Here is a 17548-nt window from a genome sequence, read left to right as displayed (position 1 = left end):
TTGGTTGATCCAAATAATGTATGGAATAAAGAAATGGTGGAATGGTAGGGAAGATAATACGTCTGTAAATTCAAATGTAAATACTACGTCTAGATTCGGGTTTTTGTATAACTGAAAATAATACTTTGTTCAATTTTGTTAGCAGATTATTCTTTGGGAATATTAAATGACAAAATTTAAAATAGCAGAAGAAGAGTGCACTTGCCTAAATTAGCGAACAAAATGAAAGCTATCGTTTTGTTTTCGAACAATAAAGGAATAATAAAAGAAAGAGTAATTAGAGAGGAAGAGATGCATGCCCAGTTTCCGTTTTTCACAAGATGGAAGTATAGAAACTACCTTACGAGGTTCTGAGGTGCTAAAAAAGCCCTTTTTAAATAAGGGAGTCGCTTTTACAGAAGAAGAAAGAAAAGAACTAAAGTTAATGGGACTACTTCCGCCTGCAGTATTATCACTAGAAGAACAGGCTCGCCGTGCATACGAACAGTATTTAGCACAGCCTAATGATTTAAGTAAAAACGTGTATTTGTCTTTATTACATGACCGTAATGAAGTCCTATTTTATCGATTACTGTCAGATCATTTAATCGAGATGATGCCAATTGTCTATACTCCCACTGTCGGTCGAGCAATTGAACGGTTTAGTCAAGAATATCGAGGTTCCCATGGAATCTACCTTTCGATTAATGATCCTGATGGTATGGAGGAAGCATTCGCCAACATCGGAGCCAATCCAGAAGATATCGATTTAATTGTTGCTACTGATGCAGAAGGAATTCTTGGGATTGGTGACTGGGGTGTTGGCGGTATCAATATTGCGATTGGCAAACTTGCCGTTTATACAGCTGCCGCTGGTATCGACCCAAACCGTGTTATTCCTGTAATGCTCGATGTCGGTACGAACCGCGAAAGTCTTCTCCAGGATCCGCTCTATGTTGGTAATTCTCACCCACGAATTGATGGGGAACAGTATGATGCATTTATCAATCGGTACGTGAACACCGCATTAAAGATGTTTCCGAACGCATTGCTTCATTGGGAGGACTTTGGTCCAAATAATGCTAGGCGTATTCTCGATCGTTATAAAAATGAAATCTGCACATTCAATGATGATATACAAGGAACGGGGGCAGTTTCACTTGCTGCTGTACTATCCGGCGTTAAGGCATCAGGTACTCCACTAATCGAGCATCGAATCGTCGTATTCGGTGCTGGCACAGCAGGAATTGGAATCGCTGAACATATTCGAGATGCGATGGTAAGAAGCGGTTTATCAAAGGGAGAGGCGAATGACAGGTTTTGGTGTGTGGACAAGCCGGGACTTCTTACCGATGATATGGAAGATATCCGTGACTTTCAAAAACCGTTTGCTCGCTCCTTCCATGAAGTGAAAGAATGGAAAGATAATGATTCTAATGACGGAATCAGCTTGCTAGAAGTGGTAAGGCAGGTACATCCTACGATTTTAATTGGAACTTCAACAGTAGGTGGTGCGTTTACCAAAGAGATAGTAGAAGAAATGGCAGCCAATGTTGAAAGACCAATTATTCTTCCAATGTCAAATCCGACTCATCTGGCCGAGGCAAAACCAGCTGACTTAATTACATGGACGAAGGGGAGGGCGTTGGTCGCGACAGGTAGCCCGTTTATGCCAGTTACATATAATAAGATAACTTATGTAATTGGGCAAGCCAATAATGCACTCATCTTCCCGGGACTTGGGCTTGGTACCATTGTATCCAAAGCACAGATTATCACTGATGGCATGTTTGCTGCAGCCGCACAGGCAGTAGCAAGCACTGTAGATGCGAAACAGCCAGGTGCCCCTCTTCTTCCGCAAGTGGAAGATTTGCGTGAGGTCTCTATAACCGTGGCTATTGAGGTCGCGAAGGCTGCGATAGCGGAAGGTGTTGCTCAGACGACTAAAATAGACGATATTAACAAAGCTGTTATAGATGCAATGTGGCATCCTATTTACCGTACAATTCAAGCTGTAGAGTCGTATGACTAGCATCTACGAGGACTGAGGTGTGGAAGAGTATTTCTCCCTTATGAATAGAAGGGGCCCGTTAAAGTATTACAATCCCTGCTTAATAGGAGCAGGGATTGTAGTACTTTGTTGATTTTTTCTTGAAATTTTATCAAAAACACCCACCCTTGGAAGGGATTTTAAGTTTCTTTTGGCGTTTGTTATCGCTATATAAACTACTGATAACAAAATTGATCGGATCTTTCTTGTTCTTTTTATGGCAAATAATTTTTTCGTGAAAAGCAAAGGGGGTTATAGTATTATGAATAATCTGATATTTTGTCTTATAAGTAGTTCTATATTCGTTATGCTTTTGCTCTTTTGCATGATCGCTTTGCTTTATAATCTTTCAATCGAGGTGAATCAAATATAGTAATTTGATTAAATAGGTAGGTAAGGTACGAGTCAAGTTCAAATCGATCTTCCTGAACAAATTTCGCCAATTGATTTTTATTTTCCATCATTTACTCCCTCCTTATCTCCTTTTATTCCTAAGCATTCCACCACGAGGACCTTTTTGTCTTTTAAAATAGTTATCTACTTACTTTGTCATTACCTAATTAAGAAGTATTAGCACCACCTACACAAAATACCATGATGGCCACATTTGTCATCTACCTATTTTAAGTATAAGTGTAAACGCTTACAGATTCAACGATTACTATTCTGCATCTTTCGACAGGTCTTCTTTGTAAGATAATTGTTTGTTATCTGTTTCAATAATCATGGCTGTCGGAATTATTTAACTATTTTGCTACTCCATTCCAAAAAAGTGTACATGTTGAATTTTAGCGCGTTATAATAAAAAGTAGAGGGAAATGTCGGAATTAATCAGTAATAATTTTCAAGAAGATTATCATTATGGGGCAACTCAGGAAAAATGGCGGGAAATTATTGATATCCACTAATCAACATTTCGATACTGTCAAGATTACAGGGGATAGATAATAGGCGCTCAAATAGTATTTAACATTACATTTTATGGAGGGACAATAATGTTTATTGTAAATGTGGAAGGTGCAATTTTTAAAAATGATACATGGCTTATAATTGAACGAAGTAAAAAGGAGGAGCATGCAGGTGGGATGCTTTCTCTTGTTGGCGGTAAGACAGAAGTAGAAGGAAATACATTAGATATATTAGAAAGAACAGTGAAACGTGAAATTTATGAAGAAGTAGATGTCAAAGTGAAAGAACATTTAAACTATGTACATAGTACATCTTTTGTAACAGATTTGGGAGAAAATGTTATTGATATTGTATTTCTATGTGAATATGAATCTGGTGAAGCAATTGCTAAAAGTCCCGATGAAGTGGAGTCTGTGAACTGGATGACAGTCCAACAGATATATAGTCACCCTAATGCTCCTGATTATTTAAAAGAGAGTATTAAACGCGCCGAGAACTTGAAGGGAGCAAATAGGTTTTGGTAATTTTAGCAAAAATTAAGGAGGAATTATGAGAAAAAACATCTATATTATTAGACATTGTAAAGCAGAGGGACAACCATCTGAGTCACAACTTACAGAAAGAGGATTTATGCAAGCAAATGAGCTAGCTGATTTCCTCACCAATAAAAAGGTTGAGAGGATTATTTCAAGTCCTTTTTTACGAGCTATTCAATCTATAGAGCCGTTTGCAAAGAGTGCAAATATAGAAGTCGAGATTGATAGCCGATTATCAGAGCGTGTACTTAGTTCAAGATCCTATCCAGATTGGTTAGAAAAACTTCATGCAACGTTCAACGATGTGGAGTTAAAGTATGAGGGTGGAGAATCCAGTAAAGAAGCTATGTATCGAATCGTAAAAGTTGTAGAAGATATTGTAGCGAGCGGTGCTGACAATACAATTATTGTTACACATGGAAATATTATGTCCTTATTATTGAATTACTACGATAAGAGTTTTGGCTTCGAACAGTGGAAAGGTTTAAGTAACCCTGATGTGTTTCTTTTGCAATTCATCCATAACGGTTTCTCTATCGAACATTTATGGAAAAGAACATTCTAAGGGGAGGAACTATAAATTTAATTTTCGATGCTTGTTCTTCGGCAGATTAATGTACTACGTGCCGGAGGACGGGCATCTTTTTATTTGTCATTCGAATAACGGTAAAATTATTGTCAAGAAAGTAGAGGGAAAGAAAAATGAAAAATTAGTGAAAAAGGTTTGACAATTTTGTGAACTAGATGAATAATATAGTTAAAGAAGGGGTGAGTAACGTGGAATCTAAATCGAAAATATTAAACGCTGTGAAGTATATGGGAGGCACTACTCTTACCATTGGAATGTTACTTTTTTTACTTGGTTTGTTTGAAAGCGGTTCCAGCTTGTTAACTCCAATCGGAATAGGAACAGTGATGGGTGCCATTTTTATCTTTTTAATGGGCGTGTTTTTTGTTGTAACGGAAGAGATGTTAGAGAAGAGACGTAATGCGATGAAGGAAGCTATAATCAAAATAAAATAGGAACGTCTGTGTAGACGTTCCTATTTGCTGCATCCTATTAAACGTAGCCCCAGATCATGCATAGTAATGTACCGAAGATGGTAACTAAAGCTATGATTAATCCGTAATATATATTTGCATAAATTGCCCCTCTATCCTCTGTTTCACCTGCGTGCATAAACAAAACTAGTTGAAGGGCTGCTTGGATAAATGCTGTTACAAGCAGCACCGTCATGCCGGCAGCAAATGACATATCAAAGAAATATACCGCAAGAGCAACGGCCGTTAAGATTAACGAGGATACAAAGCCCATTACCTGTTTACGTGGGAATAATTCTTTCATATTTACATCATTCCTTTCAAGTAGACGAAGCTAAAGATGAAGATCCAAACAACGTCTAGGAAATGCCAGTATAAAGAGAAAATGAATGATTTATTAGCTGTTTCAGGTGTTAACCCTCGTTTTTTAACTTGCAGGATAATAAATAATCCCCAGAATAAACCAAGTGTAACGTGTGCTCCATGTGTGCCCAGTGTAGTTAATAAAATTGACGTAAACGCACTAGTTTGTAGGCCTGCTCCTTCATGAACATAATGAACAAACTCATAAATTTCAAATCCTAGGAAGCCTGCTCCAAGAAGGAGGGTAATCCCAAAGAATGAAAGCATAGCTTTTTTGTTGCCGATGCGCATGGCGTGAATTCCAAGACCAATCGTAAAGCTACTTGTTAAAAGTAAGAGTGTTTCGATTAAAACCGGTGGGAGTTCGAAAATCTCTGCACCGGTAGGTCCGCTTCCTGTCCGATCTACTAATGTGAAATAGGAAGCGAATAGCGTTGCGAAAAGCATAATTTCGGCACCAATGAAAATCCAAAAACCAAGGATTTTTAAACGGTTTTCTTCTGTACTATATTCAAGAGGGAGCGAGTGATCTATTTTCATATTTTAGTACCTCCCAATTCTTTTTCTGTTTCCTCAACTTCTTCAACGGAAATATAGCGTCCGTGATCTTTCTCAAATGAACGATAAGCCAAACAAGCAAGGATTCCAATTGTTGTAATGATTGCAGGAATCCACAGGCTGAATACGAGTGAAAATCCCCAAACAAAGAAAATACAACTCATGATAAACGGTACACCGCTGTTATTTGGCATATGAATTTTTTCATAATCACCTTTAAATAATGTATGACCGTTTTTCTTAGCATCCCAGAATGCCTCCGATGAATTAACTTGTGGTACAACCGCAAAGTTATATTCTGGTACTGGACTATGCGTAGCCCATTCGAGAGTACGTGCATCCCAAGGATCGGAACTAATATCTCTTGAAGCGTAACGGGTGCTGTAATAGATGTTGTAGACGATTAAAGCGAAACCTACTGCCATAATAGCAGCCCCGATAAACGAAACCATATTCAATGGTCCAAATCCAGTTGACTCAGAGTATGTGTACATACGACGTGCTTGCCCATCTAAACCGGTAATATACATAGGCATAAATGCTAAGATAAAGCCAATGGAGAGCAGCCATGCTGTCCATTTTCCTATTTTTTCATTCAACATAAATCCAAACATTTTTGGCCAATAGTAAGTGAGACCGGCAAGCATAGCGAATACTACACCAGGAATAATTACATTATGGAAATGAGCCACTAAGAACATTGTATTATGGTATTGGTAGTCAGCAGCCGACATTGCAAGCATAACCCCGGTAACCCCGCCAAGTGTGAAAAGCGGAATGAAGAGTATCGAATACAGCATAGGAGTGGTAAAAGTAATTTTCCCTTTCCTAAGCGTAAGCAGCCAGTTAAAAATCTTAACTCCCGTCGGAACAGCGATTACCATTGTTGAAATTGAGAATATACTGTTAGTTAGTGCTCCCTGACCCATAGTAAAGAAATGGTGGGCCCATACTAAAAAGGAAAGTAGGGAGATTAAAACCATTGAAGCAACCATTGATTTATAGCCGTATAGATTACGACGAGCAAAGGTTGAGATTACTTCACTATAAATACCAAATGCAGGCAATATTAAGATGTAAACTTCAGGATGTCCCCATACCCAGAAAAGGTTAGCCCAAAGCATATCCATACCACCATTATCTATTGTAAAGAAATTTGTTCCAAAAAGTCGGTCCATTGTTCCCATCGCAAGTGCCACTGTTAATACAGGAAAAGCGAAAACGATAATAACGTTAGCGATTAGGGAAGACCAAGTAAACATTGGCATTTTCATTAATGTCATACCAGGTGCTCTCATTTTGAATATAGTCGTCATAAAATTAATACCAGTCATTAATGTACCAATACCAGCTATTTGAATCGCGATCATATAATAGTTCGTTCCTACAGATTCACTAAAATCGTTACCTGCAAGTGGGAAATAAGAAGTCCAACCTGCATCAGGAGAACCACCAATGATGAACGAGATATTAAATAGCATTGCGCCCATGAAGAATAACCAGAAACTTAGTGCATTCAAACGTGGGAATGCTACGTCACGAGCTCCAATTTGTAATGGAACAACAAAGTTCATTAAGGCCATAATGAATGGCATAGCCATAAATAAGATCATAACGACCCCATGTGTTGTGAAAATTTCATTATAATGTTGTGCATCTAACAATGTATTATCTGGTGCAGCAAGTTGAGCACGCATCATAATTGCATCTACCCCACCACGGAATAGCATGAGGAGAGCAGATATTAAATACATAATACCAATACGTTTATGGTCAACGGTTGTTAACCATTCCCGCCATAGGTAGCCCCATTTTTTAAAATATGTTAAGCCAACAAGAACTGCAATCGTGGTTAACCCAATGGCAACCATCGATGCATAAATTGCTGGACTTGGATGAGGTACGGCAAATCGATCAAAGAAATCCATACTTTTTTATCTCCTTTCAAGGAAGTTATTTCTGTCCTGTAAATTATTCATGATGATGTTCTGTTTCCCTGCTAGAATCGTTTAATTCATGATGTTCATCGTGCTCACCATCTGAATCTTTATCAGAATCGCTTGCCCCATGGTGATGTCCACCATTTTCCCCTTCTGGAGGTGGCATAAATTCTAAATGAGTTCCGGTATAAGTGGACTGTCCAAGGTGACCTGGTTCCAATAATTCATCGAATTTTTTTTCTGTAAGAGGTTTAGCGGTTTCTTTTACCTCTTCTACCCATTCATCAAATTCAGTTTCCGACACGGCATTGACGTTGAACGTATTTTTGGCAAACCCTTTACCACTAAAGTTTGCATTTCGTCCCATATATTCACCTGGAACATCAGCAGCTAAGTGTAATGTGGTAATCATGTCACTCATCGCATATTTTTGTCCACCAAGTTGTGGAATCCAGAAACTTGTGATTGGACCATATGAATAAAGTCTAAATTCAAGCGGTCGATTTGTTGGTACATATAGGTAGTTAACTGTTTCAATATTTTCTTCTGGATAACTGAAATGCCACTTCCAGTTAGAAGATGAAGCGTAAATAACTAACGGTTCTTTCCCTTCATATCCCTTCGGTGTTGCCTCTACTTCATAGTTACTTTGAACGGAAACAAATGAAAGGAAAGCGACAATTAGAACCGGAATTCCAACACAAATTGCTTCGACCAACCAGTTTCCTTCAATATGAGGAGGTTCATAATCTTCCCTTTGTTTTGAAGCACGATATTTTATTAGCATATAGGCGAGAAGTGCGAAAACGACAATAACAATAGCTGACATTAGCCAAATAGATAGCATGATATCATCGGCTTGCGTCTCGGCTTGAGGCCCTTTCGGATCCAAAACTAGCAACGGTTCACACCCTGTTAATACTAGAAATATAGTAAATATTATTGATAAGAAAGCCCATTTCATTTTCATAGGGGCACCCCTTTCTTGTGATTTAGAAGTTTAATAGTAAAAACATTAGATTAATGTGATGCATAATCATCATTAATGCTTTTATCTTATTACCATAATTAAAATTAGACAATCAAATGTGATATAATTCACAAAATGTTCATTGAAAAGTAGTGATTTGTGTCACAGAATCTTCATGAAGTATCCGTCAAGGAAAGATATCCCATATTAATAACTGGTATTTTATATAGGAATGGAATAGGATAATAGCTTATTTTTTAGATCTACCTAGTCATAAAAAGTAAGTACCTACTGTGAACACATTAATGTATAAATCAGTGAAGAGGTGCTTAAAAGGGAAGAAGGAGATAATAAAGTATCATTCAAAATCTGTCCGCCATAATATATTCCGATAGAGGACAAATTTTAAAAAATAAAAACAAAGTCACCAAGGTAGGTTTATGGAAGGAGGGAAAATCTTGATTTAGCCTATTTTAGGGCAGTAAATAGGATTTTTTACCAATTATATAATGAAAGGTATTCTTCCCTGTGTTTTAGTTTCCATTGGCTTTCTGAACTAAATAACGCATTATATTCTTAATATTACTAACATTTTTACTTTAAAGAAATTGGTAGATTCTTCTTTACCGTCGTATTCAGTCATGATACTATACAAAAGTCTTACAAAATATTCAAAAAGTAAGCGGATTCTTTGGAGGGATTTTATTGGTTTCATGATCAATATAAAAAGGAAGGATGGTTGAAATGAAAAAGGTGTGGTTATTAGGAGTAGTTCTATCACTTGCATTAGCTGGATGCTCTGATAGCGGAAACGATGAGAAAGCAGAAGAAAAGAAAGATTCAGGTGAAGCAGCAGAAACTAATGCGGATGTTTCAGGTGAGTTAATGGACTTTTATTTAAATTTAACAACTTCTATTAATGGTACAGATATAGAGTTAAATGACTATGAAGCGGCAACGGCTTCTGAAGAACCACCTACTGGGGAAGAACTTACAGCATTAAAAGAAGCAGCTGCTGCATCCGCAACGGAAACTGCGGAAACAGTAGAAGGGATTGAAATTAGTGAAGCGTTATCGGAGCAAAAAGAAGATTTAGAAACGTTTAAAGCTAATTTAGTAGAATCCTATACTATGAAGGCAGAGGCATTAAAAGCAGAAGGGGATGCAAACCTTGATGCTGCCAATGAAAAATTAACCGAAGCAGAAGCACAAATCACAAAAATTCTTGAAGATGAAGGTCTTGTAAGCTCTAGCTTAACAGGAAATATTAACGGATAATAAATAGGAAAAGGCTGACCTAGATAAGTGGATGACACTTTGTTTTGGGTCAGCTTTTTTTAATTGTTTCCTATTATATAGGATAACGCTACCTAACACTTTTTCACTAAATTACTAGATAGCATATTCCCACTACCATTCCTGAGTTTGTTATAATAATGGCAAGGAACTAGATGAAAGGTGACGTTGAAATGAAATTTATTCATACAGCCGATTGGCATTTAGGAAAATTGGTCCATGGTGTTTATATGACAGAAGAGCAAAGACATGTATTATACCAATTTCTTGATTTAGTAGAAAGAGAAAAACCCGATGCGGTAGTTATTGCAGGAGATTTGTATGATCGCTCCGTTCCACCAACAGAAGCCGTTGAATTATTAGATGAAATTTTATTTAAAATAAATGTGGAACTTAACACACCAATTATTGCAATTTCAGGTAATCATGACAGTGCGGAAAGATTGTCGTTTGGTTCTTCTTGGTACAAGCACAGTAAATTTTATTTAAAAGGGAAGTTGACAAAGGATTTTCGGCCTGTCCATTTAAATGGAGTGAATTTTCACCTTATCCCGTACGCGGATCCAGGGATTGTTCGGCAGATTTTGGAGGACGATTCCATTCACTCTCATCATGATGCAATGAAAGCCATTGTCAGTGAAATAGAAAAAGAGATGAATCCAAATGAACCGCATGTTTTTGTTGGACATGCATTCGTTCTTGGTGGTTCTACAACGGATTCTGAGAGAGTACTCTCGGTTGGTGGGTCCGGTTGTGTAGGCGCAGAATTATTCGCACCCTTTCACTATACAGCGATGGGTCATTTGCATAGCCCCGATGCATTGAAACATGATACGATCCGCTACTCAGGGTCATTATTAAAATATTCTTTTTCAGAGGCGAAACAAAGAAAATCAGTTTCGATTGTGGAAATGAGTGAAGATGGTTCGTTTACGCTTAGGGAAGAAATTCTTACACCTAAGCAAGATATGAGAGAAATGGAAGGATTTATCGAAGAACTATTGGATCCTCAGTTTTACCAAAATCAACAGGTGAACGATTATTTGAAAATAACGCTGCACGATAAGGGAGCGCTTATTGATCCAATTAATAAACTTCGCCAAGTGTATCCGAATGTGCTTCACCTGGAAAAAAAATTAGATGTAACAGATGCAAAGAAAAAGCAACAGTTTGATGGATTAAAGGACAAAAAACGGTCGGAGCTTGAATTATTTACTGATTTTTATTCGAACATGACAACAGAAACTATTTCAAATGAGAAAAAAGAAATTATTGTATCGGTGATCGAAAAAGCAAGACAGGAGATGGAAGGGAAATGAAGCCACTACAATTAACAATGCAAGCGTTTGGACCATATGCCGGAACAGAAGTAATCGATTTTCGAACTTTAGAAAGTCGTACGATGTTTGTTATTTCCGGTAAGACAGGTGCTGGGAAAACAACGATATTTGACGGTATTTCCTATGCTATTTATGGGAAGGCGAGTGGCGAGGACCGGAACCCGGCGGAACTTCGTAGTCAGTTTGCGAAGGAGGAATTAGTAACGGAAGTAGAGCTTCTCTTTCGTTTGCGAAGCAAAAATTATTATATTTGGCGTTCGCCGCAGCAAGAAAAGAAAAAAGCAAGAGGAGATGGGTATACAACCATCAATGCTAGAGCGGAACTGTACGAAGTAGCAGAAGACGGGGAAAAGAATTTGCTTGCTGCGAATGTTCGGGATGTAGACGAAAAGGTGAATCAATTAATTCAACTAGATGCCAATCAATTCCGGCAAATATTAATGATACCACAAGGAGAGTTTCGCAAGCTTTTAACATCGGACAGTAAAGATAAGGAACAAATTTTACAAAAGCTTTTTCACACGAAACTCTATCAAGTGATTCAAGAACATTTTAAAAAAGAAGCAGATGAATTAAAAAAGTCTGTCGAGGATGCAATTGAACGGCGGACGAGGGAATTGCTAAAAATAAATTATGAAGATAACGAAGAGTTAAAAGAACTGTTATTAGAGAATCCGCTGCGAGACAGGGCCATTATGGAAATAGTACCGCGGCATATGGAACAAATGACAGGGAAGTTAAAAGAGCTAGAAACTAACTATATGCTTCAACAGCAAAAAAGAGATGAAATCCAAAAACAAAAAGTGGAGGCAGAAAACTTACTCGAACAATTTAAACTAAAAGAAACGTTAGCACTGGAAAAAAGCAAACTAGATAATCAAAAAGACCAAATTGCTGAAGAGAAGAAAAAAATCGAGCTTGCACATAAAGCATTGCGTCTTGTCCAGCAAGATGAGTACTGCCATAAATTAAATAAAGAATTAAAAGGATTAGAGTCCGATTTAGCGGAACTAACGAATAATATGACAACACTTGCCAAGCAATTAGACAATGCGAAAAAAAAGTTGGAAACGGAAAAAGCGAAGGAAGCACAAAGAACTGCAGCTACAAAGAAGGTCAACCAACTAGAGTCGATTCAACAAGACGTGTATTCCTATTCAGATTTTCGGAAAGAAGTAACAGCCTTAGAACAAAAGAATCTTAAAAAGCAATCAGAGTTTGAACAAGCAACAACTAAATTGCAACAAGTAAAAGCAACACTCACACATAAAGAAGCGGAACTTGAAAAATACGAAAATGCACAAAATGAATTATTTACGTTAGAAAAAAACATAAGTGCAGAGAAAGACCAATTAAGTATTTTACAAGACATTCAACAGACAGTAACAAATAGAAATAATACGACTAAAAAGTTAATGGAAATCACTACGAAGTATGATCAATCATCAAAAATAAAAATTGATGCGAAAGAAACATTAGCGTTTCTTGAGTCTAAAAGAAGTAAAGGGCAGGCAGCGATACTAGCGAAGCAATTAACAGATCAAAAGTCATGCCCTGTTTGCGGATCGACACATCATCCACATCCAGCAGAAGAAACAGATTCGATTCCGTCGGAAGAAGATCTTAAGGTGGCAAAAGCAAAACTATCAGAATATGAACTGCATGAAATAGAAATTCATCAAAAAATGGTAGAAGTTCAAGCGAAATTACAAACCTATAATGACCAACTCAATCAATTGGTGATGAAAACAAATGGTCTTCCGGAAAACATTGATTTAAATCAAATAGAATCAGTCATTTTTTCTCAAAAGGACGCGATTAAAAAACTAGAAGGAAGTATGGAGGATAAACAAAAAGAAGTACAGAAACACAATAAACTAAAAGAAGAACTAAAGCTGGAGAAAGTAGCAAAAGAAAAACTAGAAAACAGCAGTCATGTTTTACAACAAGAATATCAGCAAATTCGCGAAGGTTTTATTGAAAAACAATCAACTCTTCAACGATTACAAGAAACAATTCCTGAAAACATGCGTACAAAGCAACAATTTGATTTATTACTTTCGAATGCACGAGAAAAAGAAACCCAATTAAAACGTCATTTTGAAGCAGCACAGCAGCACTTTCATGACATTCAAAACCAGTATGCAGTAAAAGAATCGCAGAAAAAATGGAAACATGAACAAGTCGTAAAGACAGAAGAAGAGATGAAGAAGGAACGAGAAGGATTTATTGCCCTTCTTTCCGAACAAGGTTTCGAACATTACCGTGCTTTTCAGGAAGCGAAACTATCTGACAATGAAATACAGCAAAAAGAGGAAATGGTGCAACGATTCGGTGAAGAGCTTCGTTCTGTTACAGATCGGTTAACGGATGTCGAGAAAAACTTACGAGATAAGGAGAAACCGGATATAAACAAAATTAATGAGGCATTTACTCAGATTAGCGAATCATTAGTTACATTAAATGATGAAGTAAATCAATGTCGCAATAAAATAAATGAAAATAATCAAGTATTTGATAAAGTACAACAATTGAATGAAAGTATGGCAGAATTAGAACAGAAATATCAAATTGTTGGTCATTTGGCGGAAGTGGCGAGAGGACAAAATGTGAACCGAATCACTTTTGAACGATACGTATTAGCCTCCTTCCTTGAAGATATTTTACAAGTAGCAAATGAACGGTTAATCAAAATGACTTCTGGACGTTACCAATTAATACGCAAAAAAGAGAGAAGTAAAGGGAATGTCCAAAGTGGATTGGAACTATTAGTGTTTGATCAATATACAGGGCAAGAGCGCCATGTCAAAACACTTTCCGGTGGGGAAAGCTTCAAAGCATCATTAGCCCTTGCATTGGGTCTTGCAGATGTTGTCCAACAGTATGCAGGAGGCGTTTCGCTTGAAACAATGTTCATTGATGAAGGATTTGGAACACTTGACCCTGAATCATTGGATCATGCTATCGAAGCACTAATGGATATCCAAAGCAGTGGTAGGTTAGTCGGTATCATTTCTCATGTTCCAGAATTAAAAGAGCGGATTGATGCACGTTTAGAAGTAATATCGACTCAACAAGGAAGTACAACAGAATTTCAGTTTTTAGCTTAACGTAATAAAACCACGTTCTATTCAAAGTGAAAGGCTTGAATAGAACGTGGTTTTTTATATTTTTTGTCAGGTACAAAAGCGGTAATCTATGCCCTAGTCCAAAGTATAGATTGTAAAAAGTCCCCTAGCTTTAATTTTTATTATTCTCAGAAAAGAAAATAGGAAAATAGAGAGGCTATAAAAGATGACTACTTTCCCTTTCCTAAAGTGAAAGGAAACGGTATTCTATTAATAAGTCGGAAAAATGGGAATATTTAAAAATGATGGAGGTTAGCTATATTAATGAGAGATTTACTACATAGTGGTGATCTAAAGGTGGAAGACGCTGAGTTTTTAAAAGTTGGGAAGTGGATGACACCAAGTCCTTTTTATATTCAAGCAGGGCAGACGGTGAGGGAAGCGGCTGAAATGATTGATGAGCTTCGTGTAGATTGTTTGCCTATCATAGATGAGGAAGGTCAATTGGTTGGGATGGTTACGATGAGAAAAGTACTTCACGATTTTTTACATGGGAAACAGGGAGAGTTGGTATTGAACTGTATTCCTCAGCGTAATTTTGCCCCTGTGCAGTCAAATGAAAGCCTCTTAAATATTTTTTCTTTGCCATATGAACAGTTTCCTGTCGTCGACGAGGAAGGACGGTTAATTGGTATTTTGTCGAGGAGGGATATTTTAGATGGCTTTTTTAAGTACATACAGAGGTTGAATAAAACGGAAAATATGGCAGAAGTTCTGCAGGTTATTTTAGAGAGTGCGTACGAAGGGATTGCGGTTGTGGATCGTCACGGAATTATACGGGAATTTAATGAGGCGTATAGCCGTTTTACAGGAATTGCTCGTGAACAAGCAATTGGTCGTCATGTTACAGAGGTAATTGATAACACTAATTTGCATATTACGGTGAAGACAGCGATACCGGAACGAGGTGTTTTACAAACCATTCAAGGACAGCAGATGATTGTTCATCGGATTCCAATTTGGAAGGAAGAAAAGGTGGTCGGTGCGATTGGAATGCTTATTTTTGAAGGGGTGACAGAGGTATATCGCATTTATGAAAGGTTGCAGAAAGATGCGATGCGGGAGCAAATAAAGCCACAGTCCTTCACAATACAAAAACAACAGGATAGTCGGATCACGCTTGATCAGATTATTGGCGTCAGTGAAAATGCTTCAGCGGTGAAGCGTCTCGCTAGAAGGGCGGCACGAACAGCTGCCACTGTATTGATCACAGGGGAAAGCGGAACAGGAAAGGAGATGTATGCAAAAAGCATCCATCATTTAAGTCCCTTTTCTTCGGGCCCTTTTATTAGTGTGAACTGCGGGGCAATACCAGATCATTTGTTTGAATCGGAATTGTTCGGGTATGAGGAAGGTGCTTTTACAGGGGCGAAAAAAGGTGGGAAACCAGGGAAGTTTGAGCTTGCCCATAATGGAACATTGTTTTTAGATGAGATCGGTGAAATGCCACTTATCATGCAGACAAAGTTGCTGCGGGTTTTGCAAGAGAAAGAAGCAGAACGTGTAGGCGGTGTAAAAAAGTATACTATTAATGTTAGGATCATTGCTGCCACTAATCGAAATTTGAAAAAGATGGTAGAGGAAGGGGCGTTTCGAGAAGATTTATTTTATCGGTTGAATATTATTCAGCTTCTGATTCCCCCTTTGCGAGATAGAAAAGAGGATATCCCCATTTTACTTTCACATTATGTAAAAGAGATTTGTGAGAAATATCAAATCGAAGAGAAGTCTATTACTTCGGAAGCTGTTTCGCATTTAATGAGTTATCATTGGGATGGAAATATTCGTGAACTGGTGAATACAATCGAGAGACTTGTTACGCTTGTTGATGGGAAAGTAATTGATGTTTATCATTTGCCGGACTATATGAAGGAATCTTATCTAGTAAATAAAAAGGAGGTGCAAGAGGAAGCTATTCCACTTATTGAAAAGGCAAAAAATCTTGGGAAAGAACAGGAGAAACAGTTGATTATCGACATTTTACAAAAAACACATGGGAACAAGTCGAAAGCAGCAGAGCAACTAGGAATCCATCGAACCACTTTATATCAAAAGTTAAAAAAATACCACATTCAATAAGGGTTATGTAGGGGAATCACTACACAAAATCTACAACTGTAGTGTAGTTGCGACACTGTTGCTTTTCTAAAGTGTGGAGTTCTCCCCATTTTATACTTGGCATACTTCTTGCAAATACTTTTATGAAAAGTAAATAAAGGAGTGAAATCCGAGTGGAAAACTATGCTGTATTTCGAACACCGCAAACTATTTCTTATGGACGTAATGCTTTTGAGAACGTTGGGAGTGAGGCGGCTCTTAGAGGAAAAAAAGCACTTATTGTCAGTGATAAGGTAATGGACAGTCTTGGATATGTGAGCACATGTTGTGCGAGCTTGCAAAAGGTTGGGGTGGAAAGTGCTGTTTACTTAGGAGTAGCTTCAGAACCAACAGATCAATATGTAGCAGAATCGTTGGAAGTTTTTCAAAAAGAAGGCTGTGACCTGGTCATTTCTCTTGGTGGAGGGAGTTGTATTGATACGGCGAAAGCAATTGTCGTGTTAGCAACGAATGGTGGTTATATTGGAGAGTACATGAAAGGGAAGAGGATGGCTTCGGCTACACCTATTCCACATATTGCGATTCCAACAACAGCAGGAACAGGGTCCGAAGCGACAGATGCAACAATCATCACGAATACGACAAATGATGTCAAAATGATGATCAAACAACCAGCGTTTATGCCAGCAGTGGCAATTGTCGATCCGTTGTTAACAATCTCTTCTCCTCCACATGTAACAGCGGCAACCGGGGTTGATGCTCTAAGTCATGCCATCGAAGCGTATCTTTCTAGACTTTCGCATCCGATGACCGATACGATTGCCCTGTCTGCGATGAAGCTAATTGTAGGGAATCTAGTAACCACTTATAAAAATGGGGAAGATGTAAATGCTCGTGAACAGATGGCGTTGGGGTCACTACAAGCAGGGATGGCATTCACAAACGCATCTGTTTGTCTTGTCCACGGAATGTCACGGCCAATTGGTGCCTTGTTCCATGTTCCACACGGTTACTCCAATGCAATGTTGTTGCCGGCGGTTTTAGAGTTTAGCAAGGAAGCTTCCATTGATAGATTAGCAGATCTAGGACGGATTTTTTCCCCTGAAGCTGCAAGCCTTTCGAATGAGGAAGCAGCTGAGTTAGCGGTGGCTTCTGTGAAAAATCTTTGTTTAACATTAAAAATACCTAATCTAAAGGGTTGGGGAATTGATAAGCAATTATTTGAAAGCGTTGTCAGTAAAATGGCAGGAGATGCCCTTGCAAGTGGAAGTCCAGGGAATAATCCAAAAGTTCCGACGCAACTAGAAATCGAAAAACTCTATCATGTTTGTTACGAGTATCAATATGTTACAGAAGAGAAAGTAAACTAAACACGAGGGG

The 17548-nt window shown here is 37.9% G+C and carries 14 protein-coding genes; 9 read left to right on the top strand and 5 right to left on the bottom strand.

The features are described 5' to 3' along the window. Nucleotides 1–295 precede the first annotated feature (295 nt). A complete protein-coding gene (locus ACFSUL_RS16620) occupies nt 296–2011 on the top strand; it encodes an NAD-dependent malic enzyme (RefSeq protein ID WP_377937045.1) in 1716 nt (571 codons plus the stop codon). Nucleotides 2012–2334: 323 nt separating this feature from the next. Here the strand turns inward: ACFSUL_RS16620 and ACFSUL_RS16615 are convergent, their stop codons facing one another. After that, entirely contained in the window at nt 2335–2493 is a 159-nt protein-coding gene (locus ACFSUL_RS16615; protein ID WP_377937044.1) for a hypothetical protein, read from the bottom strand. Nucleotides 2494–3024: 531 nt separating this feature from the next. Here ACFSUL_RS16615 and ACFSUL_RS16610 point away from each other — a divergent pair. The 3 genes from ACFSUL_RS16610 to ACFSUL_RS16600 all read left to right on the top strand — a co-directional run bounded on the left by ACFSUL_RS16610 (nt 3025) and on the right by ACFSUL_RS16600 (nt 4497). After that, on the top strand, nt 3025–3462 hold the full coding sequence (locus ACFSUL_RS16610; RefSeq protein ID WP_377937043.1) for an NUDIX hydrolase: 438 nt from the start codon (nt 3025–3027) through the stop codon (nt 3460–3462). A 25-nt stretch (nt 3463–3487) separates the two neighbouring features. Continuing rightward, complete coding sequence (locus ACFSUL_RS16605) at nt 3488–4039, top strand: histidine phosphatase family protein (RefSeq protein WP_377937042.1); 552 nt, start codon at nt 3488–3490, stop codon at nt 4037–4039. Nucleotides 4040–4251: 212 nt separating this feature from the next. Then, nucleotides 4252–4497, top strand: a complete 246-nt coding sequence (locus ACFSUL_RS16600; RefSeq protein ID WP_071412434.1) for a hypothetical protein — start codon at nt 4252–4254, stop codon at nt 4495–4497. Nucleotides 4498–4534: 37 nt separating this feature from the next. Here ACFSUL_RS16600 and qoxD read toward each other — a convergent pair whose 3' ends face one another. From qoxD to qoxA, 4 genes are read right to left on the bottom strand one after another with little or no spacing between them, the layout of a single operon-like run. Beyond that, nucleotides 4535–4819 carry a cytochrome aa3 quinol oxidase subunit IV gene (qoxD, locus tag ACFSUL_RS16595; protein WP_071412433.1) on the bottom strand — a complete coding sequence of 95 codons (285 nt, stop codon included), beginning with the start codon at nt 4817–4819 and terminating at the stop codon, nt 4535–4537. Between the two features lie 2 nt (nt 4820–4821). After that, on the bottom strand, nt 4822–5418 hold the full coding sequence (qoxC, locus tag ACFSUL_RS16590; RefSeq protein WP_377937041.1) for a cytochrome aa3 quinol oxidase subunit III: 597 nt from the start codon (nt 5416–5418) through the stop codon (nt 4822–4824). Next, nucleotides 5415–7364: a cytochrome aa3 quinol oxidase subunit I gene (gene qoxB, locus ACFSUL_RS16585; protein ID WP_377937040.1), complete on the bottom strand. Its 1950-nt coding sequence runs from the start codon at nt 7362–7364 to the stop codon at nt 5415–5417. The genes qoxC and qoxB overlap by 4 nt, the downstream gene beginning before the upstream one ends. A gap of 43 nt (nt 7365–7407) precedes the next feature. Beyond that, a complete protein-coding gene (gene qoxA / locus ACFSUL_RS16580; protein ID WP_377937039.1) occupies nt 7408–8346 on the bottom strand; it encodes a cytochrome aa3 quinol oxidase subunit II in 939 nt (312 codons plus the stop codon). A 744-nt stretch (nt 8347–9090) separates the two neighbouring features. On the opposite strand from qoxA, the gene ACFSUL_RS16575 reads away from it, so the two are divergent. From ACFSUL_RS16575 to ACFSUL_RS16555, 5 genes are all read left to right on the top strand, one after another. Next, nucleotides 9091–9624, top strand: a complete 534-nt coding sequence (locus ACFSUL_RS16575) for a hypothetical protein (protein ID WP_377937038.1) — start codon at nt 9091–9093, stop codon at nt 9622–9624. Nucleotides 9625–9815: 191 nt separating this feature from the next. Next, nucleotides 9816–10961 carry an exonuclease SbcCD subunit D gene (locus ACFSUL_RS16570; RefSeq protein WP_377937037.1) on the top strand — a complete coding sequence of 382 codons (1146 nt, stop codon included), beginning with the start codon at nt 9816–9818 and terminating at the stop codon, nt 10959–10961. Further along, nucleotides 10958–14092 carry an AAA family ATPase gene (locus ACFSUL_RS16565; protein WP_377937036.1) on the top strand — a complete coding sequence of 1045 codons (3135 nt, stop codon included), beginning with the start codon at nt 10958–10960 and terminating at the stop codon, nt 14090–14092. The genes ACFSUL_RS16570 and ACFSUL_RS16565 overlap by 4 nt, the downstream gene beginning before the upstream one ends. A gap of 282 nt (nt 14093–14374) precedes the next feature. Then, nucleotides 14375–16189: a sigma 54-interacting transcriptional regulator gene (locus ACFSUL_RS16560; RefSeq protein WP_377937035.1), complete on the top strand. Its 1815-nt coding sequence runs from the start codon at nt 14375–14377 to the stop codon at nt 16187–16189. Between the two features lie 152 nt (nt 16190–16341). Next, nucleotides 16342–17538, top strand: coding sequence for an iron-containing alcohol dehydrogenase (locus ACFSUL_RS16555; protein ID WP_377937034.1), 1197 nt, complete (start codon nt 16342–16344; stop codon nt 17536–17538). Nucleotides 17539–17548: the final 10 nt, after the last annotated feature.

The organism is Bacillus seohaeanensis (assembly GCF_042684945.1).
GTDB classification, from domain to species: domain Bacteria; phylum Bacillota; class Bacilli; order Bacillales; family Bacillaceae_B; genus Rossellomorea; species Rossellomorea seohaeanensis.
This window is presented reverse-complemented; position numbering and strand designations above follow the sequence as displayed.